Annotated in this window: 19 protein-coding genes and 1 pseudogene; 18 read left to right on the top strand and 2 right to left on the bottom strand. The window is 71.9% G+C overall.

Features of this window, described 5'->3' with window-relative positions; all coding sequences use genetic code 11:
• Positions 1 to 3 precede the first annotated feature (3 nt).
• From FK529_RS08070 to ruvB, 18 genes and pseudogenes are all read left to right on the top strand, one after another.
• Positions 4 to 564: an HIT family protein gene (locus FK529_RS08070; RefSeq protein ID WP_146560460.1), complete on the top strand. Its 561-nt coding sequence runs from the start codon at positions 4 to 6 to the stop codon at positions 562 to 564.
• Between the two features lie 2 nt (positions 565 to 566).
• On the top strand, positions 567 to 1226 hold the full coding sequence (gene pgsA / locus FK529_RS08065; RefSeq protein ID WP_146560459.1) for a phosphatidylinositol phosphate synthase: 660 nt from the start codon (positions 567 to 569) through the stop codon (positions 1224 to 1226).
• On the top strand, positions 1223 to 2179 hold the full coding sequence (locus FK529_RS08060; RefSeq protein ID WP_146560458.1) for a phosphatidylinositol mannoside acyltransferase: 957 nt from the start codon (positions 1223 to 1225) through the stop codon (positions 2177 to 2179). Before pgsA ends, FK529_RS08060 begins: the two co-directional genes overlap by 4 nt.
• Positions 2179 to 3303 carry a glycosyltransferase family 4 protein gene (locus tag FK529_RS08055; RefSeq protein ID WP_146560457.1) on the top strand — a complete coding sequence of 375 codons (1125 nt, stop codon included), beginning with the start codon at positions 2179 to 2181 and terminating at the stop codon, positions 3301 to 3303. Before FK529_RS08060 ends, FK529_RS08055 begins: the two co-directional genes overlap by 1 nt.
• A 13-nt stretch (positions 3304 to 3316) precedes the next feature.
• On the top strand, positions 3317 to 4345 hold the full coding sequence (locus FK529_RS08050; protein WP_166436395.1) for an NUDIX hydrolase: 1029 nt from the start codon (positions 3317 to 3319) through the stop codon (positions 4343 to 4345).
• Between the two features lie 9 nt (positions 4346 to 4354).
• A pseudogene (locus FK529_RS20810) lies at positions 4355 to 4660 on the top strand (protein kinase domain-containing protein); the annotation flags it as partial.
• Between the two features lie 46 nt (positions 4661 to 4706).
• Positions 4707 to 5930: a protein kinase domain-containing protein gene (locus FK529_RS08040; protein WP_146560455.1), complete on the top strand. Its 1224-nt coding sequence runs from the start codon at positions 4707 to 4709 to the stop codon at positions 5928 to 5930.
• 203 nt (positions 5931 to 6133) lie between these two features.
• The gene (gene pdxS / locus FK529_RS08035) at positions 6134 to 7039 is read left to right on the top strand and encodes a pyridoxal 5'-phosphate synthase lyase subunit PdxS (RefSeq protein WP_146560454.1); all 906 of its coding nucleotides are present in this window, start codon (positions 6134 to 6136) and stop codon (positions 7037 to 7039) included.
• A gap of 96 nt (positions 7040 to 7135) precedes the next feature.
• A complete protein-coding gene (locus FK529_RS08030; protein ID WP_158635076.1) occupies positions 7136 to 8446 on the top strand; it encodes an RDD family protein in 1311 nt (436 codons plus the stop codon).
• Positions 8443 to 9246, top strand: coding sequence for a PP2C family protein-serine/threonine phosphatase (locus FK529_RS08025; protein ID WP_146560452.1), 804 nt, complete (start codon positions 8443 to 8445; stop codon positions 9244 to 9246). The genes FK529_RS08030 and FK529_RS08025 overlap by 4 nt, the downstream gene beginning before the upstream one ends.
• A gap of 20 nt (positions 9247 to 9266) precedes the next feature.
• The gene (locus tag FK529_RS08020; protein ID WP_146560451.1) at positions 9267 to 10091 is read left to right on the top strand and encodes an acyl-CoA thioesterase; all 825 of its coding nucleotides are present in this window, start codon (positions 9267 to 9269) and stop codon (positions 10089 to 10091) included.
• A gap of 27 nt (positions 10092 to 10118) precedes the next feature.
• Positions 10119 to 10724, top strand: coding sequence for a pyridoxal 5'-phosphate synthase glutaminase subunit PdxT (gene pdxT / locus FK529_RS08015; RefSeq protein WP_193559672.1), 606 nt, complete (start codon positions 10119 to 10121; stop codon positions 10722 to 10724).
• 34 nt (positions 10725 to 10758) lie between these two features.
• Entirely contained in the window at positions 10759 to 12141 is a 1383-nt protein-coding gene (locus FK529_RS08010; RefSeq protein ID WP_146560659.1) for a WS/DGAT/MGAT family O-acyltransferase, read from the top strand.
• Positions 12142 to 12186: 45 nt separating this feature from the next.
• A complete protein-coding gene (locus tag FK529_RS08005; RefSeq protein WP_146560450.1) occupies positions 12187 to 12942 on the top strand; it encodes a YebC/PmpR family DNA-binding transcriptional regulator in 756 nt (251 codons plus the stop codon).
• Positions 12943 to 13011: 69 nt separating this feature from the next.
• Complete coding sequence (locus FK529_RS08000) at positions 13012 to 14715, top strand: VanW family protein (protein ID WP_146560449.1); 1704 nt, start codon at positions 13012 to 13014, stop codon at positions 14713 to 14715.
• A gap of 91 nt (positions 14716 to 14806) precedes the next feature.
• Positions 14807 to 15394, top strand: coding sequence for a crossover junction endodeoxyribonuclease RuvC (ruvC, locus tag FK529_RS07995; RefSeq protein ID WP_146560448.1), 588 nt, complete (start codon positions 14807 to 14809; stop codon positions 15392 to 15394).
• Positions 15391 to 15990 (top strand): Holliday junction branch migration protein RuvA, encoded by a 600-nt coding sequence (gene ruvA / locus FK529_RS07990; RefSeq protein WP_146560447.1) that lies wholly within the window; start codon positions 15391 to 15393, stop codon positions 15988 to 15990. The genes ruvC and ruvA overlap by 4 nt, the downstream gene beginning before the upstream one ends.
• 64 nt (positions 15991 to 16054) lie before the next feature.
• Positions 16055 to 17092, top strand: a complete 1038-nt coding sequence (gene ruvB, locus FK529_RS07985; protein WP_146560658.1) for a Holliday junction branch migration DNA helicase RuvB — start codon at positions 16055 to 16057, stop codon at positions 17090 to 17092.
• A gap of 12 nt (positions 17093 to 17104) precedes the next feature.
• On the opposite strand, the gene FK529_RS07980 is transcribed toward ruvB, so the two are convergent.
• The gene (locus FK529_RS07980) at positions 17105 to 19111 is read right to left on the bottom strand and encodes a glycosyltransferase family 39 protein (protein WP_146560446.1); all 2007 of its coding nucleotides are present in this window, start codon (positions 19109 to 19111) and stop codon (positions 17105 to 17107) included.
• Positions 19108 to 20364 (bottom strand): bifunctional glycosyltransferase family 2/GtrA family protein, encoded by a 1257-nt coding sequence (locus tag FK529_RS07975; RefSeq protein WP_146560445.1) that lies wholly within the window; start codon positions 20362 to 20364, stop codon positions 19108 to 19110. Before FK529_RS07975 ends, FK529_RS07980 begins: the two co-directional genes overlap by 4 nt.
• Between the last annotated feature and the right edge of the window lie 107 nt (positions 20365 to 20471).

Raw genomic sequence — 20471 nt, 5'->3', positions numbered from 1 at the left:
TCGATGACGGACGCCACGGACGGCGACGCACGCGGCGCGCACACCGACTTCGGGGTCGGCGATGGTGACGAGACCATCGAGCGGCTCTGGACGCCGTACCGGATGCGGTACCTCGTCGATTCCCCTCCCGTCCCGGAGGGCAGCACGGCCTTCCTGGAGATCCCCAAGCTGGCCGACGAGGACGGGCTGATCGTGGCCCGGGGCGAGCACTGCTACGTGGTGCTCAACCTCTTCCCCTACAACCCCGGCCACTGCATGGTGGTGCCGTACCGGCAGGTTTCGGAGCTGGAGGACCTCACCGACGGCGAGGCCTTCGAGCTGATCAAGCTCACCCAGAAGACCATCCGGGTGATCAAACGGATCTCGCGGCCGGCGGCCTTCAATGTGGGCTTCAACCTGGGCCGGTCGGGCGGCGGCTCGATCGCCGAGCACCTGCACCAGCACATCGTGCCGCGGTGGCCCGGCGATGCGAACTACATCACGGTGCTCTCGGGCACTAAGGTGATGCCGCAGCTCCTCGGACAGACCCGGGCGCTGATGGCGAAGGCCTGGGAGGAGGTCTAGGGGTGTCGGCGATCTTCAGTCGTGAGGCGGTCTCCAAGGTCACCCATCCGATCGCGAAGGTGCTGATCAGGACCGGGCTGACCCCGGACGCGGTGACGCTCTTCGGCACCGCCTGCTCGGTGGCCGCGGCGCTGTGGCTCTTCCCGACGGACCACCTGTTCGTCGGCACGCTGGTCCTCTGGTTCTTCGTCATGTTCGACATGCTCGACGGTGCCATGGCCCGCGTGCGGGGCGGCGGCACGCGGTTCGGGGCGTGGCTCGACGCGACCTGCGACCGCGTCGCCGACGGTGCCGTCTTCGCCGGCCTCGCCTGGTGGGCCGTCTTCAACGAAGACAATCGCTACAACCTGCTGGTCGCCACGCTGATCTGCCTGGTCACCTCCCAGGTGATCAGCTACGCGAAGGCCCGCGCCGAGGCCTCGGGCCTCACCGGCGACGGCGGCTGGATCGAGCGCCCCGAGCGGCTCATCATCGTGCTCGTGGGTGCCGGTTTCACCGGCCTGGGCGTGTGGTGGGCGATCCACATCGCGATGTGGTTCCTCGCGGTGACCAGCATCGTCACCGTGCTCCAGCGTGCGCTCACCGTACGTCGCTCGCCCGGCGCGACCGACCTGCTGCCACTGCCGCAGGCGGCCGCGCAGCACGAGGAGGACCAGGCGTGAGCGACGCTCGCGAGGAACTCGCCGACCTCGCCTACCGCACCGGCTGGGCAGTCACCAAGCGGATGCCCGAGTCCGCCGCGAAGTTCCTCATCGACGGTGTGGGCGGCCGCATCGGAGCGCGGGGGGAGAACCTGCAGCTGCGCAAGAACCTCGCGCGGGTCCTCGGCACCACGCCGGACGCGGTGCCGCAGAGCCTGATCGAGGCGTCCTCCCGGTCGTATGCGCGGTACTGGCGCGAATCCTTCCGGCTGCCGTCGATGGACCTCGTCGAGCTCGGCGCCCGGCTCGATCAGTACGTCGACGTGCCCAGCCTGCACGAGGCGATGGACGCGGGTGCCGGCGCGGTGCTCGCCCTGCCGCACAGCGGGAACTGGGACATGGCCGGGGTCTGGCTCGCGCAGAAGTACGGGCGCTTCGCCACCGTCGCCGAGCGGCTCAAGCCCGAATCCCTGTTCCGGCGGTTCGTCGAGTACCGCGAGTCGCTCGGATTCGAGATCTTCCCCCTCTCGGGCGGGGAGCAGCCGCCGATGCAGGCCCTCGCGCAGCGGCTGCGCGAGGGGCGCCCGATCTGCCTGCTCGGCGAGCGCGACCTCGCGCGGCACGGCGTCCCCGTCACCTTCTTCGGCGAGCGCACCCGCATGCCCGCCGGCCCCGCGAAACTCGCGATCGACACCGGCGCCCCGCTGCTGCCCGTGCACTGCTGGTTCGAGGGAGACGCCTGGGGGTTCAAGGCCGAGGCCCCGATCGACGTCTCGGGCGGCATCGAGAGCGCGACCCAGCGGCTCGCGGAAGCATTCGAGCGCAACATCGCCGAGCACCCCGCTGACTGGCACATGCTCCAGCCGCTGTGGGAGGCCGACTGGTCCCAGGCGCGGCGCGACCGGATCCTCGGCCGGCCCTCCGAGGGCGCGACGGGCGAGGGCGCGACGGGCGAGGATTCAGGGGCGCGCTGATGCGGATCGGGATGATCTGCCCGTACTCGTTCGACGTCGCGGGCGGGGTCCAGGCGCACGTCGCCGACCTGGCCCGGGTACTCATCAGCCGCGGCCACGAGGTGTCCGTGCTCACGCCGTCGTCGAAGGAGACGGTGCTGCCCGAGTTCGCCGTCTCGTCCGGCAGGGCCGTGGCGATCCCGTACAACGGCTCCGTGTCCCGCCTCTCCTTCGGGCCCAAGGCCTTCGGTCGACTGCGCAAGTGGATCCGCACCGGTGAGTTCGACGTGCTCCACGTGCACGAGCCGAATGCGCCGAGCCTGGGCATGCTCGCGCTCGCGATCGCCGACGGCCCCATCGTCGCGACCTTCCACACGTCCACCGAGAAGTCCCTGATGCTCTCGGTCTTCCAGAGCGTGCTGCGCCCGTCGCACGAGAAGATCCGCGGCAAGATCGCGGTCTCCGAGCTCGCCCGTCGCTGGCAGATGGAGTCCCTCGGTTCCGACGCCATCGAGATCCCGAACGGCGTCGACGTCCGCGCCTTCGCCGAGGGTGATCCGCTGCCCGGCTACCCCCGGCCCGGGAAGACGGTGCTCTTCCTGGGCCGCTACGACGAGCCGCGCAAGGGCATGGCCGTCTTCCTCGAGGCGTTGCCCGCCATCGTCGCGGCCCAACCCGATGTCGAGGTGCTCGTCGTCGGCCACGGCGACGAGGAGAAGCTGCTGCGCGAGGCCGAGCCCTACGCGGGTCACCTGCGGCTCATGGGCGCCGTGACCGACGAGGAGAAGGCCGCGGCGCTCCGCTCCGCCGACGTCTACGTCGCGCCCAACCTCGGCGGCGAGAGCTTCGGCATCGTCCTCGTCGAGGCCATGGCGGCCGGGACCGCCGTCGTCGCGAGCGACCTCAACGCCTTCGAGCGCGTGCTGGACGGGGGAGAGGCCGGGCGCCTGTTCCCGGTGGGCGACGGGGCCGCGCTCGGCCGCGCGATCGTCGAACTGCTCGGCGACGACTTCCGGCGCGCCGAGCTGGTCACGCACGCCTCCGAGGTGGTGTGGCGCTTCGACTGGTCCGTCGTCGCCGAGCAGGTGATCCGCGTCTACGAGACCGTCGCCGTGCCCGGCGTGATCGTGTCGGTCGACGACTGAAGGGGACGCCGTGCTGAATCTCACCGCCACCACCGTGCTCGTCATCGGCCTGATCGTCATGGCCGTGCTGGTCGTCGCGGCCCTGGCGTACCAGACCGCGCACCGTCTGGACCGGTTGCACGTGCGCGTCGACCTCTCGATGGTCGCGCTCGAGGCCGCTCTCGCCCGACGGTCCGCCGTCGCTCGGGCACTCGCCGCGACGCTGCCGCCCGAGCAGGGGAAGGCGCTGCGCGCCGCCGCCGACCGTGCGGAGAACGCCCTCTCCGAAGACCGGATGCCGATGGAGAACCGGCTCTCCGCGGCGATCGGCGCCATCGACATCGAGACCCTGCCGCGGTCGCTGGTCGCCGAGATCGCCGACGCGGACACCCGGGTGACGATGGCCCGCCGATTCCACAACGACGCCGTCCGCGACACCCGGGCCCTGCGCGGACGCCGGTTCGTGCGGTGGCTCCACCTCGGCGGCACCGCGCCGATGCCGCAGTACTTCGACATCGTCGACCGGGGCGGAGTCCTTCCCGCCGCCCTGCTCGCCGCGAACGACGAGCGGCGCGTCTCGGCCCGGGTCATCGTCGTGGATCCGAGCGGCGCCGTCCTCGTCGTCCGCGGGCACGAGCCCGTCCCGGAGGGAACTCGGCCGGCCGGGCACTGGTGGTTCACCATCGGCGGCGGAGTCGAGCACGGCGAAGACCTGCGCTCCGCCGCGGCCCGCGAGCTGTGGGAGGAGACGGGCCGCCTGCTCGCGCCGTCGGCGTTCGTGGGCCCCCTCTTCCGCCGGGAGGCCGTCTTCTCCTTCGGCGGCGAGGTGATCGACTCGGTCGAGCACTTCTTCGCCGTGGAATGCGAACGGTTCGAGCCGGCACCGTCGGGCTGGACCGAGCTGGAGCGGCGCACCCTCGACGAGATGCGCTGGTGCACGCCGGAGGAGATACGAGCGTTGACGGACCCCGTCTACCCCGTGACCCTCGCGGACCTCGTCCCCGACGTGCGGGCCGCGCTGGCCAGCGGATCGGCGCCGGATGTTCCGGCCCGTGTCGAATAGGGGGAAACGATGTCACCGAAGGAGATCTCCGGGTACCGGGTGGTGCGACGGCTCGGCGCGGGTGGGATGGGGGAGGTCTTCCTCGTCGAGCACCCGCGCCTGCCGCGGCAGGACGCGCTGAAGCTGCTCGGCCCGCAACTCGGCGCCGATCCGAGCTTCGCCGCGCGATTTCTGCGGGAGGCCGACATCCTGGCGGGGCTGCGGCACCCCAACATCGTCACCATCCACGACCGCGGTGAATACGAGGGCCGGCTCTGGCTCGCGATGGAGTACGTCGAGGGCGAGGACGCGGCCCAGTACCTGCGCACGCGCGGGCCCCTGCCGCCGGTGATGGTCGCGGACGTGATCGACCAGGTGGGCAGTGCCCTCGACTGGGCGTGGACCGAGCCGGCTGACGCATCGCGACGTCAAACCCGGCAACATCCTCCTCGCGGCCGTGCGGCCGGGGCGGCCCGTCGACGTGAAGCTCGTGGACTTCGGGATCGCCAAGGCGAGCGACGAGGCCAGTTCGCTCACGGGCACCGGCATGGCCGTCGGGACCATGGCCTACCTCGCGCCCGAGGTGATCGAGGGCAACCCGATCGACAACCGCGCCGACGAGTACGCGCTGGCGTGCACGGCCTTCGAGCTGCTCACCGGTGGGCCGCCGTTCGGGCCCGGGTCGCCCAGCTCGGTGATGATGGCGCATCTCAGCGCGCCCGTTCCCGATCCGGCGTCGAGGCTCGCCGGGCTGCCGCCCGGTCTGGCCGCGGTCTTCGCGCGCGCCATGGCGAAGCAGCCGCACGACCGCTACGCCGACAACGCCGAGTTCGCACGCGCGTTCCGGGCTGCACTCGTCGCCGCGCGCCCGGACGGACGGCCCACCGTCGGGCCGACGTCACCGCACCGACCTCCGATGCCCGCGGCCGCCACGACGATCCGCCCGACCCCGCCGCCCACCCCGATCCCCGCGTACGCGTCACCCGCGACGCCGGCGCCGACCGGTCCGGGCGGGACCGAGCCGCAGGGCAACGGCCGGGTCATCGCGCTGGCCGCGCTCGTGGCAGTGCTGGTCGTCGCGCTCCTGGCGGTCGGCTACTTCGCCCTCGTACGGGGCAGTGACTCGACGGCCGCGGCACCGACGACGGGCCCGGCGCCGACGACGGCCGAAGCACCGACGACGGGTGCGCCGGCGGTCGTGCCCTCGTCGACGGCGCCGGTCGGCGCCTCCGACTCGCCACCGGCACCGACGGTCCCCGGCACGGACGCCTACGGCTTCGTCGGCAGCCCCGCCCGGTGCGCCGGCGGCGAGACGCTCGAGCTCGCGATGCTGACCTCCGGCGCGGGATCGGGCTCGCGCGTGGTGATCTGCAGCTCTGGCGGCACGTACACCTACCGCGGCGCGCGCGCGTCGGGCGACAACAGCGGACTCACGCTGCCCGCGACGAACACCGGCCCGGGCGTGTACCGCGCGCGGAACACCAACGCGCAGGGCGAGGCGCGCAACGACACGATCTACACCGTCACGGGGAGCGGGCTGAACATCGCTCGCGGCGACGGTCGGCCGGTGGCGTCCGAGCCCGCCCGGTTGGTGTGGACGCGCTGACCGAGATCGCGTGCGGGTCGCCCGTTGCTCCCGCGGGAGGTGTTGACCCGTACGCGGGTTGCAGCCTGATGACGAGTGAAGAACCCCCGCGGGAGGACGTGGGCGTCACCGTCGGAACCGACGGTGTGACCCGGGCTCGAAACCGCGCACCGGCATCGGGAATACTGGAGCCTCACACGTCCGAGCCATGAGGAGACCCGTCAGTGACCACTGATCCCCAGACCGCACCCGTCACCGGCACCGCCCGCGTCAAGCGGGGGATGGCCGAGATGCTCAAGGGCGGCGTGATCATGGACGTGGTGACCCCCGAGCAGGCGAAGATCGCCGAGGACGCCGGTGCGGTCGCGGTCATGGCGCTCGAGCGCGTGCCCGCAGACATCCGCGCGCAGGGCGGCGTGAGCCGCATGTCGGACCCGGACATGATCGACGGGATCATCGAGGCCGTCGGCATCCCGGTCATGGCGAAGGCCCGCATCGGCCACTTCGTGGAGGCGCAGATCCTGCAGGCCCTCGGGGTGGACTACATCGACGAGTCCGAGGTCCTGACCCCGGCCGACTACAGCAACCACATCGACAAGTTCGCCTTCACCGTGCCCTTCGTGTGCGGCGCGACGAATCTGGGCGAGGCGCTGCGCCGCATCACCGAGGGCGCCGCGATGATCCGCAGCAAGGGCGAGGCCGGCACCGGCGACGTCTCGAACGCCACCACGCACATGCGCAAGATCCGCGACGAGATCCGCCGCCTGACCTCGCTGCCCGAGGACGAGCTGTACGTCGCGGCCAAGGAACTGCAGGCGCCGTACGACCTGGTCGTCGAGGTCGCCAAGAACGGCAAGCTGCCGGTCACGCTCTTCACCGCGGGCGGCATCGCCACCCCGGCCGACGCGGCGATGATGATGCAGCTCGGCGCCGAGGGCGTTTTCGTGGGCTCGGGCATCTTCAAGTCGGGCAACCCCGAGCAGCGGGCCAAGGCGATCGTCGCGGCCACGACCTTCTTCGACTCCCCCGGCAAGCTCGCCGAGGTCTCGCGCGGGCTGGGCGAGGCGATGGTCGGAATCAATGTCGATGACATCCCGCAGCCGCACCGCCTGGCGGAACGCGGCTGGTAACGGCATGTCGCCCGCCGGTGTCCGACGATTCGCGCTAGCGTCGAGATGCGCGTGTCGGGCAGACGCGGAACGGAACTGAAAGCAGTGAGGCGGAGGATGTCAGACCAAGCAACGGCCAGGGCCACCCAGGAGTACGGGGCCCAGACGTCCCTGGGCGGATCGCAGGTGGAGGCGGCTCCCGCGGTGCTGCGCGTGCTCGCGTACGTCGCCGATCTGTGCATCGCGTCGGCGGTGGTCGCCATCGCCCTGATCGTGAACGTCGTTGCGGGGCTCGACCTCGGCTGGGCGTTCCTGGGTATCGGCGCCGCCGTGGCGATCGTCGCGTCGATCGTGCTCCACGGCGTCTACGGCGCCAGCCCCGGCAAGCTGCTCGCCGGCCTCACGGTGGTCGACGCGCAGTCCCACCGCCGGATCGGCTTCCCCTCGTCCGCGATCCGCTCGCTGGTCTTCAACGTCCTGGCGCCGCTCGTCTACCTCCCGGCCTGGTCGATCCTGGCCGACGGTGGCCGCCGCGGCGTCCACGAGAAGGCCTCGAAGTCCACCGTGGTCGACGCCGCCGACGTCGCGCTCGCGGCCCGCGCGCAGCCGGTGGCCCCGTCGGACCGGCTCGGCGGCCTCGGCACCGGCGAGTCCGACAACACCCTGCAGCGCATTCCCACCCCGCTGCCGGACGAGACCCGTGTCGATGCGCTCGGCGCCGGTGCGGACACCGAGGTCGTCGCGGTCGACGAGCCCCGCGAGCGGCTCCAGCCCCCGTCGCTCCCGCCGCTGCCGGACGACGTGCCCGGCCTGCGTCCGATCCCGCCGCGTTTCGGCCCGCCGCCCGGCGACGGCGACGAGCCCACGACCGCCCTGCCGCCGGCCGCCCCGTTCTCGTCCCTGCCGGAGCCGCAGCCGCCGCAGGCGCCCCAACAGTTCGCTCCGCGCCCCAGCGGGCCCACGGGCCCCAGCGGCCAGCCCCGCATCCCGGCGCCCGGCCCCGGTCAGCCGCCCGCCGCTCAGCCGGCCGCCGGCCAGCCGCCGCAGGGTCGGCCGGAGCAGGCGCGCCCGGCCGCACCCGCGCCGACGGGCGGCGCGCCGATCGTGTTGCGCTTCGACGACGGGCACTCGGTCGACGTCCGCGGCGACGGCATCATCGGCCGCGAGCCGGTCCTCCCGCAGGGCGCCGACTCGTCGAAGGTCACCAAGCACGTTCTGGTCGACGACACCGCTTCGGTGTCGAAGACCCACCTGCTGTTCGGCATCACCCGCGGTGAACTGTGGGTCGAGGACATGGGCTCGACGAACGGTTCGGCGATCGCACTGGGCGATTCGTGGACCGAGCTCACCAAGGGAGTCAGGTACGCCGTGGAGAAGGGCAGCGTCGTGCATATGGGGCAGCGCAGCTTCAAGGTGTTCGGCGGATGACTGCGGAAGCGGGGGAAGCGCGCTCTGAGATCGTCTACGGGGCGCTGGGTGGCGTGTCCATGAAATGGGTCGCCATCAGCAATCCCGGTCGGGTGCGCATGACCAACGAGGACGGTGCGCTCACCGGCCCCGGCATGTTCCTGCTCGCCGACGGCATGGGCGGCCACGACGCCGGCGAGGTGGCCTCGGCCGCCGCCCTCGAGGCGCTGGCGGAGGTCTTCGGGCCGGAGCTGGCGGACGCGCAGGTCGTGATGGAGCAGGTCGTCGACCGGCTGCGCGACGCGCACGCCGCCATCGAGGCCATCGACACGGAGACCGGCAAGCGTGCGGGCACCACGGTGACCGGCGTGCTGCTCACCACGTACGAGGGCGTGCCGCACTGGCTCGTGGTCAACATCGGCGATTCGCGCACTTACCGGCTCGCGGAGGGCTACTTCGAGCAGCTCACCGTCGATCACTCCCAGGTCCAGGAGCTCATCAGCGGCGGCTTCCTCAGCCCCGAACAGGCCCGCGTCGACCCGCGCCGCAACGTCATCACCCGCGCCCTGGGCGCCGGGATGGAACCCGACGCGGACTTCTGGATCGTGCCGGCGCAGCCCCACGAGAAGCTGCTGGTGTGTTCCGACGGTCTCAACGGCGAGCTCACCGACGACGAGATCCGGCAGATCCTCGACAGCGATGCGCCGATCGACGAGTGCGCCGATCAACTCGTCGCCGCGGCGCTCAACGCGGGTGGCCGCGACAACGTCACGGTGATCGTGGTGGACGCCACCACGGAACAGACCGATCCGGACCGGTGACCTGAGTAGAGTCATCCCCCGTGGCTGACATCGAAGCGCTGCTGAGTCTCGAGCAGATCGACCGCGACATCTTCCGCGGCATGCACGCACCGTCGGTGTTGGCCCGGACGTTCGGCGGTCAGGTCGCCGGGCAAGCCCTGCGTTCGGCGATCGAGACCGTTCCCGACACGATGCAGGTGCACTCGCTGCACGGGTACTTCCTCCGGCCGGGCAACCCCGATGCGGACACCGTCTTCCTCGTGGACCGCATCCGCGACGGCCGGTCCTTCTGCACCCGTCGCGTGAACGGCGTGCAGGACGGCGAGGCGATCTTCTCCATGTCGGCGTCCTTCCAGCTCCCGGGGCAGGAGGGCATCGAGCACGCCGATGAGATGCCGCCGACCCGCGACCCCGAGTCGGTGCTGAGCCCGCGCGAGGACCCCAACGCCACCCGCGAGAGCCTCGGGCTGTTCGCGGAGTGGAGCGATTGGGACATCCGGATCGTCCCGCAGGAAGAGACGGCCCCGTACGCGGGCCGGGCAGTGCACCAGCAGGTGTGGTTCCGGCACATCAAACGCCTGCCTGACGATCAGAACACCCACGTGAGCGCGCTCGCCTACATGAGCGACATGACGCTCCTCGGGTCGGCGCGGGTCGCGCACCCGGGCGTCGACACCCAGGTGGCCTCGCTCGACCACGCCATGTGGTTCCTGCGGCCCTTCCGGGCCGACGAGTGGCTCCTGTACGACCAGACGTCACCGTCGGCCGGGGGCGGGCGGGCGCTGACCGCGGGGCGGATCTTCGCGCGCGACGGTGCGCTCGTCGCCGTCGTCATCCAGGAGGGCCTGCACCGCTTCCGGTCGTGATCGTGCCGCGGATTAGGCTGGCTCCCCGTGACCGTACGGATCGGGGTGCTCGCTCTCCAGGGTGACGTGCGCGAGCACCGCCACGCGCTCGAGGCGGTCGGCGCCGCCACCACCGCGGTGCGCACCGCGGCTGACCTCGCCGCGGTGGACGGCATCGTCATCCCCGGTGGGGAGTCGACCACGATGAGCCGCCTGCTCGGCGTCTTCGACCTCTTCGACCCGCTCCGCGAGGCCCTCGGCGCGGGCCTGCCCGCCTACGGCTCCTGCGCCGGGATGATCCTGCTGGCGTCGGAGGTGCTCGACACCCGCCCGGACGCGCGGTGCCTCGGCGCGATCGACATGACGGTCCGCAGGAACGCCTTCGGCCGGCAGGTGGACTCCTTCGAGACGGATCTCGCGGTCGCCGGCGTCGACGGTGCGCCGGTGCGCGCGGTCTTCATCCGCGCGCCGTGGGTGGAGCGGGTGGGCGAGGGCGTCGAGGTGCTGGCGAGGGTGCCTGCGGGCGCGGGGCCGACGGCGGGTACGGTGGTCGCTGTTCGCCAGGGTGTGACAATGGCCACATCCTTTCATCCCGAGGTCACCGGTGATCTGAGGATCCACCGGCGCTTCGTGGACAGTGTCCGGCGGCGATGACGCCGACGGAGAGGGGAGTGGCGCCGTGAGCTACATGCCGTTGACGGATTCGATGTTCCTGATGGCGGAATCGCGCGAGCATCCGATGCACGTCGGCGGACTGCAGTTGTTCACGCCGCCCGAGGGCGCGGGGCCCGACTACGTGCGTTCCGTGGTCGACACGATGCGCTCGCACACGGCGGTCAGCTCGAAATTCGGCCGCCGCCCCGCCGACCCCGTCGGGATCCTCGGCACCACGTGGTGGTCCGAGGTCGACTCGATCGACCTCGAGTACCACGTCCGGCATTCCGCACTACCGGAGCCCGGGCGCATCCGCGAGCTCTTCCAGCAGGTCTCCCTGTGGCACGAGGCGCTCCTGGACCGGCATCGCCCCATGTGGGAGGTGCACGTCGTCGAGGGCCTCGAGGACGGCCGCTTCGCCGTCTACTACAAGGTGCACCACTCCCTGGTCGACGGGGTCTCCGCCCTGCGGTACATGACCCTGGCGCTCTCGCCCGATCCGGACGATCGCGAGGGGCTCGTGGTCTGGCAACCGGGCCTCGGGCGCCGCAGGAAGGTCACGCCGGCCGAGGAGGCCCCCAAGGGGCTGCTGCCGTTCAACCCACTCAGCACGGCGAAGCAGATCGGCGGCCTGACCGGCGAGGTGCTGGGCATGCTCCCGGCCTCCCTCAAGGTCGCGCGCACGTCCATCCAGGATCACGACTACAAGGCGCCCTTCCAAGCCCCGCACACCATCTTCAACGTGCCGATCGGCGGCGCGCGCCGGTTCGTCGCGCAGTCGTACTCGCTCGACCGGATCGACGCGGTGCGGCAGAAGGCGGGCGCGACGGTCAACGACATCGTGCTCGCTATGTGCGGCGGCGCCCTGCGCGCCTACCTGGACGAGCTGAACGCCTTGCCCGATCGCTCGCTCACGGCGATGGTGCCGGTCTCGCTGCGCAAGGAGGGGGCGGAGTCCTCGTCGAACGCCGTCGGCGCCGTCATCGCCACCTTGGCGACCGACCTGACCGACCCCGTCGCCCGGGTCACGACGATCCAGGACTCGGTGCGCGCGGCCCGCAGGGTGATGGGGGAGCTGTCGCCGCTGCAGGTGCTGGCGCTCAGCGCCGCGAACATCGCCGGCCTCGCCCCGGGCATGCTGCCCGGATACCCGAGCGGCGCGCGCCCGCCCTTCAACCTGGTGATCTCGAACGTCCCGGGCCCGCGCGAGGCGATGTACTGGAACGGCGCGCACCTCGACGGCGTGTACCCGGCGTCCATCCCGTGGGAGGGGCAGGCGGCGAACATCACGATCTGCACCAACAACCGGAACCTGGAGTTCGGCATCACCGCGTGCCGGACGTCGGTCCCGCACGTGCAACGCCTCGTCCACCACCTCGAGGACGCGTTGACCGAGCTGGAGAAGGCGTTCACGTAAACTCGCAGGGTTGAGACAGCGCACCTGAACGGAATCGAGGGATCGATGAGCGGTCATTCCAAATGGGCCACCACCAAGCACAAGAAGGCGGCGATCGACGCCAAGCGGGGCAAGCTCTTCGCCAAGCTGATCAAGAACATCGAGGTCGCCGCGCGCACCGGTGGTAGCGATCCCGACGGCAACCCGACGCTCTACGACGCCATCCAGAAGGCGAAGAAGACCTCGGTCCCCAACGACAACATCGAGCGCGCCCGCAAGCGCGGTGGCGGCGAGGAGGCCGGCGGCGCCGACTGGCAGACCATCATGTACGAGGGTTACGGCCCGAACGGCGTGGCGGTCCTCATCGAGTGCCTCACCGATAACCGCAACCGCGCCGCGGGCGAGGTCCGCGTCGCGATGACCCGCAACGGCGGCAACATGGCCGATCCGGGCTCGGTCGCGTACCTGTTCACCCGCAAGGGCATCGTGACCCTGGACAAGAACGGCCAGGCGGAGGACGACGTGCTGATGGCCGTGCTGGACGCGGGCGCCGAGGAGATCAGCGACCTGGGTGATCAGTTCGAGATCATCGCGGAGCCGACCGATCTCGTCGCGGTGCGCAGCGCGCTGCAGGAGGCCGGCATCGACTACGAGTCGGCCGAGTCCGGCTTCCGAGCGTCGGTCGAGGTCCCCGTCGACGCCGACGGCGCGCGAAAGGTCTTCAAGCTGGTCGACGCGCTGGAGGACAGCGACGACGTGCAGAACGTGTACACCAACGTCGACATCTCCGACGAGGTCCTGGCCCAGCTCGACGAAGACTAAATGCCCTAAGATTGCGGTACCGCATCGCCCCTGCTGCGCGGTAATAGCGCGTCAGGATATTCTCAGTTTGTGACTCGCACTCGAACGGCGCTGCGCCGTGCCCCGGCCCTGGTTCTGGCGGTGGCTCTGCTCTTCGGGGCGGGCGGTGCCGCGGTCTGGGAGGCGGGGCGCGCGGAGACGGTCCATGGGGCCACCGCGGTCGGGGTCGAGTTCGGGGCGATGGGCCGCGACGAGGCCGTCCACCGCCTCGAGGATGCCGCGAAGCGGGTGGATGCGGAGCCCATCACGCTCCGCACCGCCAAGGGCGAGGTACGGCTCCAGCCCGCGCAGCTCGGCCTGGCCGTGGACGTGCCGGGCACCGTGCAGCGTGCGATCGACCTGCGTTCGCCGCTGCGCGACCTGGTCGGGTTGGTACGCGACCGGGACGTGGACCCCGCGCTCACGCTGAACCGCCAGGTCTTCGACGCGGCGATCACGAAGGCCACCGGCGCCCTGACATCGCAGGCCGGCGACGGCGCCGTGATCTACCGCGGCGGCAGGCCGGTGGCCGTCGAACCCCGTGCCGGTGACACGATCGACCTCGCCAAGGCCGCCGACGCCGTCACGGCGGCCTGGCCGGGCTCCACCGACATCACCGTGCCCACCGAGGTCGTCAAGCCGACCGTCTCCGCCGACGTGGTGCGTGCCGTGGCGTCCGGGGCGGCCGCGCAGGCCGTCGCGTCCGACGTCGTCCTGCGGCGCGATGCCTCCGGGCAGGCGGCCGCCGGCACCGTCGGCCGGGTCTCGGGCGCCGACATCGGCACGTTCCTCACCTTCCAGCCCGACGGGGCCGGCAACCTCGCGCCCAAGGTCGACCGGGAGGCCGCGAGGAAGGTCCTCGGCACGCGCCTCGAATCCGCGGTCGCCGAGCCCAAGGACGCCGGCTTCGTGCTCTCCGGGGGCGCGCCGACGATCACCGAAGCCGTGCCCGGCCGCGAGGTGGTCTGGGACCCGACGATCGACGCCGTCACCAAGGCCGTCACCGAGCGCTCCACTCAGGGGCGCACTGCGACGGCGCAGTTCAAGTCGGTCGAACCCAAGATCACCACCGCCCGCGCCAAGGAGCTGGGCGTGCGCGAGGTGGTCAGCGAGTTCTCCACAGGCGGGTTCACCGACGCCTCGGGCGCGAACATCCGCCGCGTCGCGCAGCAGGTCAACGGCGCCGTGGTGCTGCCCGGTGAGACCTTCTCGCTCAACGGCTACACCGGCCCGCGCGGCACGGCGCAGGGTTACGTCGAGTCGGGCATCATCAACAACGGCCGGCCGGACAAGGCCGTCGGCGGCGGCATCTCGCAGTTCGCCACCACGCTCTACAACGCCGCTTACTTCGCCGGTCTCGAGGACGCGGGCCACACCGAGCACAGCTACTACATCTCGCGCTACCCCGAGGCGCGCGAGGCCACCGTCTTCGAAGGCGCGATCGACCTGCGGTTCCGCAACGACACGCCGTACGGCATCGTCATCGAGTCCAGCGCGGGCGCATCGTCGGTCTCGGTGCGGATGTGGAGCACCAAGACGCGCGAGGTGACGTCCAGCACCGGGGCGCGCAGCCTGCCGACGCAGCCGTCGACCATCAGGCTCGCGAAGGGTCCGCACTGCGTCGCCAGCACCGGGCAGCCCGGCTTCACCACCAGCAACACCCGCACCATCACCGATGTCAAGTCCGGTAGCGTCATCTCCCAGCACACGCGCACCGTCAAGTACGACCCGGTTCCCACCGTCATCTGCGAGTAGCCAGGCGCGTCGCTGCCTCCCGGCGGGGCGCCGAGCGGGTATGCTCTCGAACAAAGGTTTGACTGTTCGGGCGGTGTGCGGAGGTGCGGCGATGCGGGTGATGGGGGTGGACCCCGGGCTCACGCGCTGCGGCCTGTCGGTGGTCGAGACGGGCGCGGCCCGGAAGGTCACGGCGCTCGACGTCGACGTGGTGCGGACGCCGTCGACGATGCCGCTGGCGGAGCGGCTGCTGGCGGTGTGGACCGCCGCGGAGTACTGGATGGACACCCACGAGCCCGACGTGATCGCCGTCGAGCGGGTCTTCGCGCAGCACAACGTATCCACGGCGATGGGCACGGCGCAGGCCGGCGGCGTGGTGGCCCTGGCCGCCGCCCGCCGGGGCATCGACGTGCATTTCCACACCCCGTCGGAGGTCAAGGCGGCGGTCACGGGCAACGGCAACGCGGGCAAGGCGCAGGTGACGGCGATGATCACCCGGATCCTCGGGCTGCAGAAGGCGCCCGAACCGGCGGACGCGGCGGACGCCCTCGCGCTGGCCGTGTGCCACAGCTGGCGGGCGCCCATGATCGCCCGGATGGCAGAGGCGGAACGTCGTGCTGCGGAACAGAAGAAGGTCTTCGAGCAGCGGCTCGCGGCACAGCGTCGCGCCGGCCGCGGGGTCACAGGAGGAGTGGGATGATCGCGTCGCTGCGCGGCGAGGTACGGCACATCGGGCTCGATCACGTGGTGGTCGAGTGCGCCGGCGTCGGTTACCGGGTCCTCGTCGCCCCGAACACCGCGGGCACGCTGACGCGCGGCAGCGAGGGCTTCCTGCTGACCTCCATGGTGGTGCGGGAGGACTCGCAGACGCTGTACGGCTTCACCGACGGTCCGCAGCAGGACCTGTTCCACTTGCTCCAGACGGTGCAGGGCGTCGGCCCGCGGCTGGCCATGGCCGCCATCGCGGTGCTCGAGCCCGCGCAGATGCAGGTCGCCATCGCCTCGGGCGACATCACGACGCTGTGCCTGATCCCCGGCGTCGGTAAGCGCGTCGCCGAACGGATCCACGTGGAGCTCAAGGACAAGGTCAGCGCGGCGTCGTCGAACGGCTCCGCGTCCGCCGGGTCGACGGTGCCGGCGGACGGCGTCTCCGAGCAGCTCCTGAACGCCCTCGAGGGCCTCGGATTCACCCCGAAGCAGGCCGAGCCCGCCGTCGCGGCCGCCGTCGAGGCCGGGGCCGGCAAGTCGGTGTCAGAGCTCCTGCGCGACGCCCTGAAGTCCCTGGGCCGTGGCTGACGTGCACGACGGCGACGGGGTGGACGGCGAGTTCGGCAGTGAGTTCGAGGAGGCCGAGGGGATCATGGGGCCCGCGGCCCTCACCGGCGACGACACCGAGTCGCTGCGCCCGAAGTCGCTCGACGAGTTCATCGGCCAGCCCAAGGTCCGGGAGCAGCTGCAGCTGGTGCTGCACGGCGCGAAGCTCCGCGGCGGCACGCCCGATCACATCCTGCTCTCCGGGCCGCCGGGCCTGGGGAAGACCAGCCTCGCGATGATCATCGCGGGCGAGTTGGGCACGGCGCTGCGCGTCACCTCCGGCCCCGCACTGGAGCGCGCCGGAGACCTCGCCGCGATGCTGTCGAACCTCGTGGAGGGCGACGTGCTGTTCATCGACGAGATCCACCGCATGGCCCGTCCCGCCGAGGAGATGCTCTACCTCGCGATGGAGGACTTCCGGGTCGACGTCGTCGTGGGCAAGGGGCCCGGCGCCACCTCCATCCCGCTCGACGTGGCGCCGTTCACGCTGGTGGGGGCCACCACCCGGTCCGGCGCGCTCACCGGCCCGCTGCGCGACCGGTTCGGCTTCACCGCACACATGGACTTCTACGAGACCGCTGATCTGGTGCGGGTCATCGAGCGCAGTGCCACGATCCTCGGTATCTCGATCGAGCGGGAGGCCGCCGCGGAGATCGGCAGCCGCAGCCGCGGCACGCCCCGCATCGCCAACCGGCTGCTGCGCCGGGTCCGCGACTTCGCCGATGTCCGCGCCGACGGGACCGTCACCGTCGACGTCGCGCGTGGGGCGCTCAAGGTCTACGACGTCGACGAGCTGGGCCTCGACCGGCTCGACCGGGCCGTGCTCGGCGCCCTGATCCGCAGCTTCGGCGGTGGCCCCGTGGGTGTGTCCACACTGGCCGTGGCCGTCGGTGAGGAGCCCGGCACCGTCGAGGAGGTCTGCGAGCCCTTCCTCGTGCGCGCCGGCATGCTGGCCCGCACCCCGCGGGGCCGCGTCGCCACGATGGCGGCGTGGCACCACCTGGGACTCGAACCACCCGCCGGTGCGCTGGCCGCCGGGATCGAGGTCCGCGCCGACGTCGATCCCGACGACCGGCTGTTCTAACGCGGCGATGTTCTAGCGCGGTGCGGCCGATCGCCCGGTCGGCGCGGTGAGGTCGTACACCGTGACCCCGTCGACGGTGCGCGACGAGAACGTCTTCTCCACCCACGCCCGGATCTCCGACGCTGTGCCGGAGCCTCCGAATCCGCCGAAACGGCCGCCCGATTCGGCGAGGAAGTAGTGGATCCGGCCGTCCCGCACGTACTGCTGGAACCGGGCGAGCGTGGGGGAGGGGTCGGTTCCGTTGAAGCCGCCGATCGGCATCACGGGCTTGCCCGTCGCGAGTTGATAGCCGGCGGCGGCGTTGGCCCCGACCGTCGCGGCGACCCAGGTGTAGCGGTCCGCGTCCGCGAGCAGGAGCGCGGTCACCTCGGGCCCGGCCGTGCTGCCCATCAGGAACGACGGTCCGCCGGCCTCGCGCCCGTCCCCGCCGGCCCCGCCCGCCCGGGCACCGTCGGGCCGCGTGCCCCCGGCCGGACGGCCGAAGCCGCCGCCGAGCCGCTCCATCCGGCCCATGCCGCCGCCCGGGCCGAAGCCGTGCCCGCTCGACGGGCCCGCGGAGACGATGGCCCCCTGGCGCGGCGACGTGACCGTCTCCGCCGTGAAGGCCACCTGTCCGGCGAGTGCGGCGAACAGCGCCGTCGCGGCGATCACCCCGCCGATGCGCCGGCTGCGGCCGACCGTGGGAACCAGCGTTGCGAGGATCGCCACCGTCGCGACGGCGGCGGCTGCGGCGATCGACCAGCGCAGCCACGGGTTCCACTCGGGCGTCAGATCCAGGATGTACCAGGCGGTCGCGCCCGTCGCGGCGACGGCGAGGGCCCCGACCCCGCGGACCCCCGGCCGATCCCGCTCGCGCCATCCGACGGCCGCGCCGATCGCCACCAGTGCCGCGATCGCGGGCGCGAGGGCCACCGTGTAGTAGGCGTGGAAGATGCCGGCCATGAAGCTGAACGTGATCGCGGTGACGAGCAGCCAGCCGCCCCAGGCGATCACGGCGGCGCGATCGCCGTCCGTGCGCGGGGCGCGCCGGCGCAGGACCGGCACCAGGACGAGGGCGATCAACGCCGCGGGCAACAGCCAGGCGATCTGGCCGGCCTGCGCCGGCTCGAACATGCGCAGCACGCCCGGCTCCCCGAACATCCCGCCGCCGCGATGGCCGGGCAGCTCCATCCCGGCCGGCAACTCGAACCCCGGGGGCGGCTCCATGCCGCCGCGGCCGGGGCCGACGCTGCCCCTCTCGTCGCCGTTGAGGCGGCCGAGGCCGTTGTACCCGAGCGTCAGCTCCAGGATCGAATTGTTCTGCGAGCCACCGATCCACGGCCGCGACGAGGCGGGCCACAGTTCGACGGCCAGCAGCCACCAGCCGGCCGCGATCACCATCGCGGCGCCCGCGGCGAACAGCTGCGCGACGCGCCTGCCGAGCTTCGGCGGGCCCGCGATCAGATAGGTCAGGGCCAGGCCGGGAACGATGAGCATCACGGCGAGCTGCTTGGTGAGGAACCCCAGGCCCACGAAGGCGCCGCAGGCGATCAGCCACCGCCAGCGACCGTCCTCGACGGCGCGCAGCAGCGCCCACGTCGCGGCGATCATCAGCAGCACGAGCAGTGCGTCCGGGTTGTTGAACCGGAACATCATGGCCGCCACCGGCGTGACGGCGAGGAGCAGGCCGGCGAGCAGCCCCGCTCCGGGGCCGAAGCGGCGGCGCACCGTCGCGTACAGGAGCGCGACGGAGGCCACCCCGAGGAGGGCCTGCGGGACGAGCATCGCCCAGGTGTTCACGCCGAAGACGCGGGTGGACGCCTCCATCACCCACAGGGAGGCGGGCGGCTTGTCGACGGTGATGGAGTTCGCGCCGTCCGAGCTGCCGAAGAACATCGCCTTCCAGCTGACGGTGCCGGCCTGGACGGCGGCGGCGTAGAAGGCGTTGGCCCACCCCGCCCGCCCGAGGGCCCAGATGTAGGCGATCGCCGTCCCTCCGAGGAGGGCGGCGACCGCGATGCGCTCGCGGGGCTTGGTCACTGCGGCCCCGCCTTCGGGGCGCCGGCGGAGCGGAAGATCAGGCGCATACCGAGGAACCGGGTGATCGTCGCGACGAGATTCGCGACCACCAGCACCGCCAGTTGCAACTCCCGGCTCGCGTGCGGCGCGATGTGGGCCAGGGCCGCCAGACTGCAGGACGTCAGCGCCCAGGTGAGGAGGAAGACGACCAACCCCAGCAGGTGGTCGCGCGCGGCGCCCTCCCGCCCGCGGACGCCGAAGGTGAACGACCGATTGGCCGCGATGTTGCCGACCGCCGTGATGAGCAGCGCCGCGAAGTTCGCGCCCTGCGCCCCGATGGCCGGGTGCAGCACCAGGTAGAGGGCCGCGTAGGCGACGGTGCTCGCCACTCCCACGGCGGCGAACCGCGCGAGCTGCCCCACCATGTTGTGCGGCACGCCCGCCAGTTGCGGTTCCCCCCGGCCGAGGGCCCGGCGCACGTCGTCGAGCGGCAGGGCGCCCCGGCCGAGCGCGCGGCCCACCCGGAGCACCCCCCTGAGGTCCTTCCGCACGGTATCGGCGATATCGACGCGGCTGTCCGGATCGTCGGTCCAGTCCACCGGGACCTCGTGGATGCGCAGGCCGGCCCGCTCGGCGAGCACGAGCAGCTCGGTGTCGAAGAACCATTCACCGTCCTCGACCAGCGGGAGCAGTTGCCGCGCGACGTCGGTGCGGATGGCCTTGAAGCCGCACTGGGCGTCGGAGAAGCGCACGCGCAGGGCCGTGTGCAGCAGCAGGTTGTAGCCGCGGGAGATGAACTCCCGCTTCGGTCCGCGCACCACGTTCGCGCCGCGCCCGAGGCGGGTGCCGATCGCGAGGTCGCTGTGCCCCGACAGCAGCGGGGCGACCAGCGGGTGCAGCGCCTTGAGATCGGTCGACAGGTCGACGTCCATGTAGACCAGCACTCGGGCGTCGGACTGCTCCCACACCCGGCGCAGGGCGCGGCCACGGCCCTTCGCGTCGAGGTGCACCACGCGCACGCCGTCGAGCGCGGCGGCCAGCGCGTGCGCCACCCGCAGCGTGTCGTCCGTACTGGCGTTGTCGGCGATGGTGATCCGCGCCGGGATGCCGACGGAGGCGTCGAGGTACGCGCGGAGCGTTTCCACGCAGTGCGCGATCGTGTGGGCCTCGTTGTAGACGGGGATCACGATGTCGAGGACGGGGGCGGTTTCCGCCGGCTCAGGCCCGTCCAGTGGTGCCGCGACCATCGGGCCGGGGGCGATCTCGGTTGTCATGGGGACGACCCTCGTTCGTCCCGCTGCGCCGTCCCTGCCGCCGGACTGTGGGGTGGCTGGGAACGATCCCGCCGAGGAGCCGGCGTGTGCTGCCGCGCTCGGATCTG

It is taken from the genome of Tsukamurella asaccharolytica (genome assembly GCF_007858435.1).
In the GTDB taxonomy this organism is placed as follows: domain Bacteria; phylum Actinomycetota; class Actinomycetes; order Mycobacteriales; family Mycobacteriaceae; genus Tsukamurella; species Tsukamurella asaccharolytica.
This window is presented reverse-complemented; position numbering and strand designations above follow the sequence as displayed.

What these genes read in the sequence shown, in the direction of transcription:
- FK529_RS08070 (WP_146560460.1), top strand. Translation starts at nt 4, where the DNA reads ATGACGGACGCCACGGACGGCGACGCACGCGGCGCGCACACCGACTTC.
- FK529_RS08055 (WP_146560457.1), top strand. Translation starts at nt 2,179, where the DNA reads ATGCGGATCGGGATGATCTGCCCGTACTCGTTCGACGTCGCGGGCGGG.
- FK529_RS08030 (WP_158635076.1), top strand. Translation starts at nt 7,136, where the DNA reads ATGTCAGACCAAGCAACGGCCAGGGCCACCCAGGAGTACGGGGCCCAG.
- FK529_RS08025 (WP_146560452.1), top strand. Translation starts at nt 8,443, where the DNA reads ATGACTGCGGAAGCGGGGGAAGCGCGCTCTGAGATCGTCTACGGGGCG.
- FK529_RS08010 (WP_146560659.1), top strand. Translation starts at nt 10,759, where the DNA reads ATGCCGTTGACGGATTCGATGTTCCTGATGGCGGAATCGCGCGAGCAT.
- FK529_RS08005 (WP_146560450.1), top strand. Translation starts at nt 12,187, where the DNA reads ATGAGCGGTCATTCCAAATGGGCCACCACCAAGCACAAGAAGGCGGCG.
- ruvC (WP_146560448.1), top strand. Translation starts at nt 14,807, where the DNA reads ATGCGGGTGATGGGGGTGGACCCCGGGCTCACGCGCTGCGGCCTGTCG.
- ruvA (WP_146560447.1), top strand. Translation starts at nt 15,391, where the DNA reads ATGATCGCGTCGCTGCGCGGCGAGGTACGGCACATCGGGCTCGATCAC.
- ruvB (WP_146560658.1), top strand. Translation starts at nt 16,055, where the DNA reads ATGGGGCCCGCGGCCCTCACCGGCGACGACACCGAGTCGCTGCGCCCG.
- FK529_RS07975 (WP_146560445.1), bottom strand. Translation starts at nt 20,364, where the DNA reads ATGACAACCGAGATCGCCCCCGGCCCGATGGTCGCGGCACCACTGGAC.